The sequence below is a fragment of the Vibrio sp. S457-15 genome, from assembly GCF_000960545.1.
In the GTDB taxonomy this organism is placed as follows: domain Bacteria; phylum Pseudomonadota; class Gammaproteobacteria; order Enterobacterales; family Vibrionaceae; genus Vibrio; species Vibrio parahaemolyticus.
On record NZ_JYOQ01000159.1, the window covers coordinates 1 to 6,685 of the forward strand.

Annotated in this window: 6 protein-coding genes and 5 tRNA genes; 8 read left to right on the plus strand and 3 right to left on the minus strand. The window is 43.7% G+C overall.

Going from position 1 to position 6,685, the window contains the following annotated elements; genetic code table 11:
• Window positions 1-90 precede the first annotated feature (90 nt).
• Window positions 91-167: transfer RNA gene (locus tag UF05_RS17000), tRNA-Asp, on the plus strand.
• Window positions 168-709: 542 nt separating this feature from the next.
• Here UF05_RS17000 and pssA read toward each other — a convergent pair.
• The gene (gene pssA, locus UF05_RS17005) at window positions 710-2,050 is read right to left on the minus strand and encodes a CDP-diacylglycerol--serine O-phosphatidyltransferase (RefSeq protein WP_020904497.1); all 1,341 of its coding nucleotides are present in this window, start codon (window positions 2,048-2,050) and stop codon (window positions 710-712) included.
• A 74-nt stretch (window positions 2,051-2,124) separates the two neighbouring features.
• Entirely contained in the window at window positions 2,125-2,553 is a 429-nt protein-coding gene (locus tag UF05_RS17010) for a GNAT family N-acetyltransferase (protein WP_029840152.1), read from the minus strand.
• A 100-nt stretch (window positions 2,554-2,653) separates the two neighbouring features.
• Here UF05_RS17010 and murB point away from each other — a divergent pair, with 100 nt between their 5' ends.
• Both murB and birA read left to right on the plus strand, forming a co-directional pair.
• Entirely contained in the window at window positions 2,654-3,697 is a 1,044-nt protein-coding gene (gene murB, locus UF05_RS17015; RefSeq protein ID WP_045544888.1) for a UDP-N-acetylmuramate dehydrogenase, read from the plus strand.
• Window positions 3,694-4,659 carry a bifunctional biotin--[acetyl-CoA-carboxylase] ligase/biotin operon repressor BirA gene (gene birA, locus UF05_RS17020; RefSeq protein ID WP_045544889.1) on the plus strand — a complete coding sequence of 322 codons (966 nt, stop codon included), beginning with the start codon at window positions 3,694-3,696 and terminating at the stop codon, window positions 4,657-4,659. Before murB ends, birA begins: the two co-directional genes overlap by 4 nt.
• Window positions 4,660-4,665: 6 nt before the next feature.
• On the opposite strand, the gene coaA is transcribed toward birA, so the two are convergent.
• Complete coding sequence (gene coaA / locus UF05_RS17025; protein WP_015297458.1) at window positions 4,666-5,589, minus strand: type I pantothenate kinase; 924 nt, start codon at window positions 5,587-5,589, stop codon at window positions 4,666-4,668.
• Window positions 5,590-5,795: 206 nt separating this feature from the next.
• Between coaA and UF05_RS17030 the strand changes: the two genes are divergently transcribed.
• From UF05_RS17030 to UF05_RS17050, 5 genes are all read left to right on the plus strand, one after another.
• Window positions 5,796-5,871 (plus strand) — tRNA-Thr (locus UF05_RS17030).
• Between the two features lie 36 nt (window positions 5,872-5,907).
• Window positions 5,908-5,992, plus strand: a tRNA-Tyr gene (locus UF05_RS17035).
• A gap of 35 nt (window positions 5,993-6,027) precedes the next feature.
• A tRNA-Gly gene (locus UF05_RS17040) sits at window positions 6,028-6,102 on the plus strand.
• 13 nt (window positions 6,103-6,115) lie between these two features.
• Window positions 6,116-6,191, plus strand: a tRNA-Thr gene (locus UF05_RS17045).
• Between the two features lie 103 nt (window positions 6,192-6,294).
• The coding region (locus tag UF05_RS17050) for a GTP-binding protein (protein ID WP_043852344.1) at window positions 6,295-6,685 on the plus strand (391 nt) is incomplete at its 3' end.

Here is a 6,685-nt window from a genome sequence, read left to right on the forward strand (position 1 = left end):
ACGAAATAGCGCCGATGGTAGTGTGGGGCTTCCCCATGTGAGAGTAGGACATCGCCAGGCTTTTAATTTAGACTTAGGTCTAACCAGTGCGGAGCGGTAGTTCAGTTGGTTAGAATACCGGCCTGTCACGCCGGGGGTCGCGGGTTCGAGTCCCGTCCGCTCCGCCACTTATTTGAAAGCCCTGCTAGAAATAGCAGGGCTTTTGTCATTTTAGGGGCTGTCGAAAGACTATTCTCGGTTGAGTTCAATCCTACTAGCTTCGCCATGAAAGATTAGCTAGTCATTTTAAAGTGCCGTATTCATCTCCAATACTCTCCTCCTAATTATGATTTTCATAACGTCTAGACAGGACTCGTTTTTCTCAATTTCCATTTTGTCGATATTGCTTACTTAATCATGTAGTGGAAACATGAGTTTGTTGGTTTGATTCAACTTAGAAGATTAAGCATGCGAATTCGATAGTGTGTTAACTACCTTTGTCTGTTTTTTCGAGAGTAAGTCCAGTTTCAATCCTTTAATAAGTATTTTTTTAAGCCGTTCTAAGGTGCTTAGAACTAATCAAATACTCGCTCTGTATTTATGTTTAAAAAGTGTGTGGGGGTCTTCAGGGTGAGATATGTCTTTTGAAAAATAGAAATCACTTGATCTGCCGTGTACAAAAAAACCCAACATAAGTTGGGCTTTCGAAAGACAAATAAGCGTAAGATATTTAAAGGATGCGCTTTAAAACACCGTCAGCTTTTAAGCGAGTGATTTTTCTCACGAGTTTTTGTACAGCAAGCGGGTAATCTTCGACTTTTTCCAACTGTTTGTAAGTGCAGATTAGCTGCGTATGTTCAAGGATTCTGGCTACTTCATCTTCAAACTTATGAGTAAGGTTTGCGTAGTCATCTTGAATCAATAAACCATTTTCAAGATCGAGAGACCAAGCACGCGGATTTAAGTTGTTACCCGTAAGCAGCATGTATCGTTTATCAACCCAGATACCTTTTAGGTGGAAGCTGTTGTTTTCATGCTTCCATAAGTGCACTGAAAGCTTGCGAGCTGCAATGTTCGCCTCATTTGCTTTGGCAAAGCGGCGTAGATTTACCTCGTAAAGGTAAGGAAGACCACCAATGGTTTTGAAATCTTCTTCTGGAGAGATATAGAAATCGTTCGCGGTTTTATCTCCTACCACGATCGTTACTTTTACTCCGCGTTTCATCGCACGTTTTACTTCCCGGTGAATTGATTTAGGGAAGTTAAAGTATGGCGTACAGATGAAAATTTCGTTCTTTGCTGCTGCTAGTAGCTTGACGATTTGCTGGTTTAGTAAGTTTCGACGCTTACCAAGACCAACAAGAGGTGTGATCTTTACTTTATCTTCCGCTGCTGCCTCATGGGCAAATTGATAGTTGGCTTGAGCAAGAGAAGAGCGAAGTTGGCGAATTGCCGATTTAATTTCTTTGGTTTCCGGCTTATCTCGATCGGCCAAGTCGTTTACTGCAGGGTGAGCAATCATTTCATTTTGAACGAAGTTCACCATCGTATCTGCAAGGGATTTGTGCTTAATAACATGGTAGCGATCAAATCGATAGCGACCATGGTACTGCAAATAAACGTTATTAAGGCTAGCGCCACTGTAAATCACGGTATCGTCGACGACGAAGCCTTTTAAATGAAGTACACCAAATACTTCTCGACCGCGAACGGGGATACCATAAACAGGGATGGCATGTTGGTATTGGTCAGCAAACGCTTTATAAAGCGCTGAGTTGCCTTCTGATGTTTCTGCACCAATAAGGCCGCGTTGTGCTCGGTGCCAGTCAACACAGATATTAATGTCTAATCCTGGATTACGCTGCTTGGCTTCGTAAAGTGCAGTGAGTATTTCACGCCCAGCTTCATCATCTTCCAGATATAGAGCGACTAGGTAGATTCGTGACGTTGCTTTGCTGATCGCATCTAAAAGACGAGTTCGAAATGTTTCTGCAGAGTACAGAACATCAAAGTCTTCAGGATTGATTGCGAGACTAGGCAACTGCTCGAATGGATTCCTATTTACTATCATATCGGTGTGAGTACCTTATTTTAGTGCAATATTGCGAACCTTATATTTTACCAAAGATATGATTTCCCTGGCTACTAAAGCGCACGCTTTGAAACCTTTGAAGGGATAAATTGCATTGGAATGAGATCTTTGCCGCTATCAACATAACGTTGAAAGGCAATCTTTAAGGAGTTCGGCAGCTCATGACTGTCAATGGTTTCGAAACCATGTTGAGCATAATATTTTTCTAAGTAGCTAAAAGCGAAACAATAATCACCATCTTCGAAAACTTTGTTCTCGCAATGCTCTAGCAGAGTGTGGCCAACGTTTGTGCCTCTAACTTCTGGGATGACGAGCATGCCTGTTAATAAGCGATATTGCTCTACGGTTTTTAATCTTAGTAGTCCGGCGATCATACCCTCAAGACTGGCTGTGATGATGAGTTCATCTTTTTTGGCTCGCCCGGAGGGGTAATGGGCTTTATAGAGCTTTTTGATCAAAGGGAGTTTGATCGGATTTAACACTTCTATGATTATTGAGTTAGGTATTGTCACTGCGGTTAAAAGTTAACTGGGGTAGAATGTGCCCAGTTTAAGAGAATCTTATCTGGCGTTGCAAATCACTATGCAAATTAAAGAACACGCAAGCCTCAAGGCTTTTCACACTTTTGGTATCGAGCAGACTTGCTCCTACTTAGCTATTGTTGACTCGATAGATGATGTAATCAGCCTCTATCATGATCCTGCTTTTCAAGGTCTGCCGAAGTTGTTTTTGGGTAAAGGCAGCAATGTTCTATTTACTGAACATTTTGATGGTCTCGTCATTGTTAACCGCCTTCTGGGGAAATCGGTTTCAGAAACCCATGAAGATTATCTTCTGCATGTTCAAGGTGGGGAGGACTGGCCGAGTTTGGTGGCTTGGTGTGTTGCCCAAGGTATGGGCGGGATCGAAAACTTAGCTTTGATTCCCGGTTGTGCTGGGTCAGCTCCGATCCAAAACATCGGTGCATACGGGGTTGAACTAAAAGATCTTTGTAGCTACGTCGATGTATTGGATTTGACGACTTTAAAAACGAGGCGGATGAGTGCGGAAGACTGCGAATTTGGGTATCGAGATTCAGTTTTCAAACATGATCTATATCAAAAATGCTTTGTCACAGCCATTGGCTTGAAGCTGCCGAAGCGATGGACGCCGAAGAATCAATATGGGCCGTTACAAAACATCCCTGAAAACGAATTAAGTCCAAATGCAATCTTTGAACGTGTGTGCCAAGTTCGTATGGAGAAACTGCCAGACCCAGCTAAAGTCGGTAACGCAGGGAGTTTCTTTAAAAACCCTGTGATCAGCCAAGATCATTATGATCAACTCATTCGAAAGCATAGCGACATGGTGGCTTACCCTGCAAAGGAGGGAATGAAAGTGGCAGCCGGTTGGCTGATTGACCAGTGTGGTTTGAAAGGTATTTCAGTCAACGGTGCTCAGGTGAACCCTTTACAAGCGTTGGTATTAACAAATGTCGACAACTGCAGTGCTGATGACGTGGTTGCACTTGCTTCTCTGGTGAAAAGGGCGGTGTGGGATAAGTACCAAATTGAACTCGAACACGAAGTGCGCTTTATGAATCGTCAAGGTGAAACTAATCTCGCTAAGATTGAGGCGGCTCAATGAGAAAAGAACACTCAGTGAAGCTACATATCCTTAAAACACTCAGCGATGGCGGTTTTCATTCAGGTGAAATGCTTGGACAACAACTGGGCATTTCTAGAGCGGCAATTGCAAAGCACATTAAAGGGTTGAATGATTGGGGAGTGGATATTTATCGTATCCAAGGACGAGGCTATCAACTGGCTCATCCTCTTCAATTACTCGATGAAACTCGTCTGAAAAATGCCATTAGCACTCCGGTAGAACTGATTTCCGTGATCGATTCAACGAATCAATATTTGTTAGAGAAAGTCAGTGAATCCGATAAAGGGCGAGTTTGTATCGCTGAATATCAGGCGCAGGGGCGCGGTCGTCGCGGACGTCAATGGATATCGCCATTTGGCACCAATCTATATTTGTCTATGTACTGGCGTTTAGATGCGGGTATGGCAGCCGCAATGGGATTGAGTTTGGTCGTGGGTATTGCAGCAGTCGAAGCACTGGAAAGTATCGGTATCCAAGGTGTTAAGCTTAAGTGGCCAAACGACATCTACTATCAAGATAAAAAATTAGCCGGTATTTTAGTGGAGATGTCTGGTCAAGCAGGAGGCGCAGCTCACTTAGTGATTGGAATGGGATTAAATATTGGCATGCCTGATGTGCAGCCCGGTATTGATCAACCCTGGATAACACTCAACCAAATTTCCAATGAAGTTAGTATCGATAGAACTCAATTGGCGATACGTCTTATCGATCATTGGAAAGCCGCGTTAGAAGAATATGAACTGACTGGACTGGGTGGTTTTGTTGAACGTTGGAATCGTTTGGACAACTTTATCGGCCGACCGGTTAAGCTTCTTATGGGACCGAGAGAAATACACGGAGTGGTACAAGGTATCGACCAACAGGGTGGGGTGGTGCTCAAAACTGAAAATGGTTTGGAAACCTACATTGGCGGAGAAATTTCGTTGAGAAAAGGGGACTGAGCCCCTTTACTTTCTTAGCGATACTTTGTCGACAAGGTGGTTAGCACCTTTGTGGAGGATCAAATGGGCTCTTTCTCTGGTTGGAAGAATATTCAATTCCAGATTGAGTCCATTAATATTGCGCCAAATTTCTTTCGCTTTACTTTTCGCTTCATCGACCGACAGCTGCGTATAGTGGCTGAAGTAGGAGCCTGGTTTAGTAAAAGCTCCGCGGCGAAACTTCAAAAATCTCTCGACATACCACTGCTCTATCGTTTCACTTTCCGCATCAACATAAATTGAGAAATCAAGAAAATCAGATACAAATACTCGATGTGGATCATGTGGGTAGTCCATACCGCTTTGTAATACGTTTAAGCCTTCAATAATAAGCACGTCAGGTCGGTCGACTTTTTTTAGCTCATCAGTAATGTCGTATGTGATGTGTGAGTAAACAGGTACTTCAAGATTTGGTTTACCCGCCTTTACATCAGAAACAAATTCTACCAAGCGTTTGATGTCGTAAGATTCGGGAAAACCCTTGCGATGCATGATACCGCGCTCTTCCAGAACCTTTTTGGGATACAGAAAGCCATCCGTTGTAACTAAGGCGACTTTGGGATGATTTTCCCAACGAGAAAGCAGTGCTTTAAGAATGCGTGCTGTTGTACTTTTTCCAACAGCCACACTACCCGCAATGCCAATAACAAATGGTGGAGCGTGTTCCTCGGTATTTAGAAACTGCTGAAGAACAGAGTTGCGACTTTGGCGAGCCTGTACATATAAATTGAGTAGACGAGACAAAGGAAGGTAGATCTCTACCGCTTCCTCCATAGTGAGGTTTTCATTTATGCCTTGAAGCGCCTTTAGATCGTCTTCAGAGAGTGTCATCGGAACAGAATTACGAAGTTCTGCCCACTCGGCACGGTCAAATGACAAAAATGGACTCATGGGTCTCTTTTATCCTTGGTTTAGTAGAGAGCAAGAACATACAACAAGCACCGTGCAAAGCAAACGACAAAGCACGAAAGTTTGCTTTAAAAAGCGAGGTTTGTATGATTTTGCAGCAATTGAAACTAAAAAAACGATTTTTACGACTTTTTTTTAAATAGCTATTGCAACCTAGAAAATCATTCAATAGAATGCGCACCACTTATGCCGACTTAGCTCAGTAGGTAGAGCAACTGACTTGTAATCAGTAGGTCACCAGTTCGATTCCGGTAGTCGGCACCATTCTTTCCTTTAGTAGTTAGAATGGCTTAAAAATTTGGAGGGGTTCCCGAGTGGCCAAAGGGAGCAGACTGTAAATCTGCCGGCACTGCCTTCGATGGTTCGAATCCGTCCCCCTCCACCATATTCTTTAGGAAATAGCTCTCAGAGTTACGTGTTGCGGGCATCGTATAATGGCTATTACCTCAGCCTTCCAAGCTGATGATGCGGGTTCGATTCCCGCTGCCCGCTCCACTCTAATTTGAGTGCTGATATAGCTCAGGTGGTAGAGCGCATCCTTGGTAAGGATGAGGTCGGCAGTTCGAGTCTGCCTATCAGCACCAGCTCTCAAAGTTATCTCCTTTTGATATTAGATTTACCAATAATCTTTATTTGGTTGCGTGGTCAATTTGGGCCACCAAAAATCCGTACCTAGAGGGACCACTCATGTCTAAAGAAAAATTTGAACGTACGAAACCGCACGTTAACGTTGGTACTATCGGCCACGTTGACCACGGTAAAACAACTCTAACTGCAGCTATCTGTACTACTCTAGCTAAAGTTTACGGCGGTGAAGCGAAAGACTTCGCATCTATCGATAACGCTCCAGAAGAGCGTGAGCGCGGTATCACAATCGCTACTTCACACGTTGAGTACGACACTCCATCACGTCACTACGCACACGTTGACTGTCCAGGACACGCTGACTATGTTAAAAACATGATCACTGGTGCTGCACAGATGGACGGTGGTATCCTAGTTGTTGCTGCGACAGATGGCCCAATGCCACAAACTCGTGAGCACATCCTACTAGGCCGTCAGGTTGGTATCCCATACA

What these genes read in the sequence shown, in the direction of transcription:
- pssA (WP_020904497.1), bottom strand. Translation starts at nt 2,050, where the DNA reads ATGATAGTAAATAGGAATCCATTCGAGCAGTTGCCTAGTCTCGCAATC.
- murB (WP_045544888.1), top strand. Translation starts at nt 2,654, where the DNA reads ATGCAAATTAAAGAACACGCAAGCCTCAAGGCTTTTCACACTTTTGGT.
- birA (WP_045544889.1), top strand. Translation starts at nt 3,694, where the DNA reads ATGAGAAAAGAACACTCAGTGAAGCTACATATCCTTAAAACACTCAGC.
- coaA (WP_015297458.1), bottom strand. Translation starts at nt 5,589, where the DNA reads ATGAGTCCATTTTTGTCATTTGACCGTGCCGAGTGGGCAGAACTTCGT.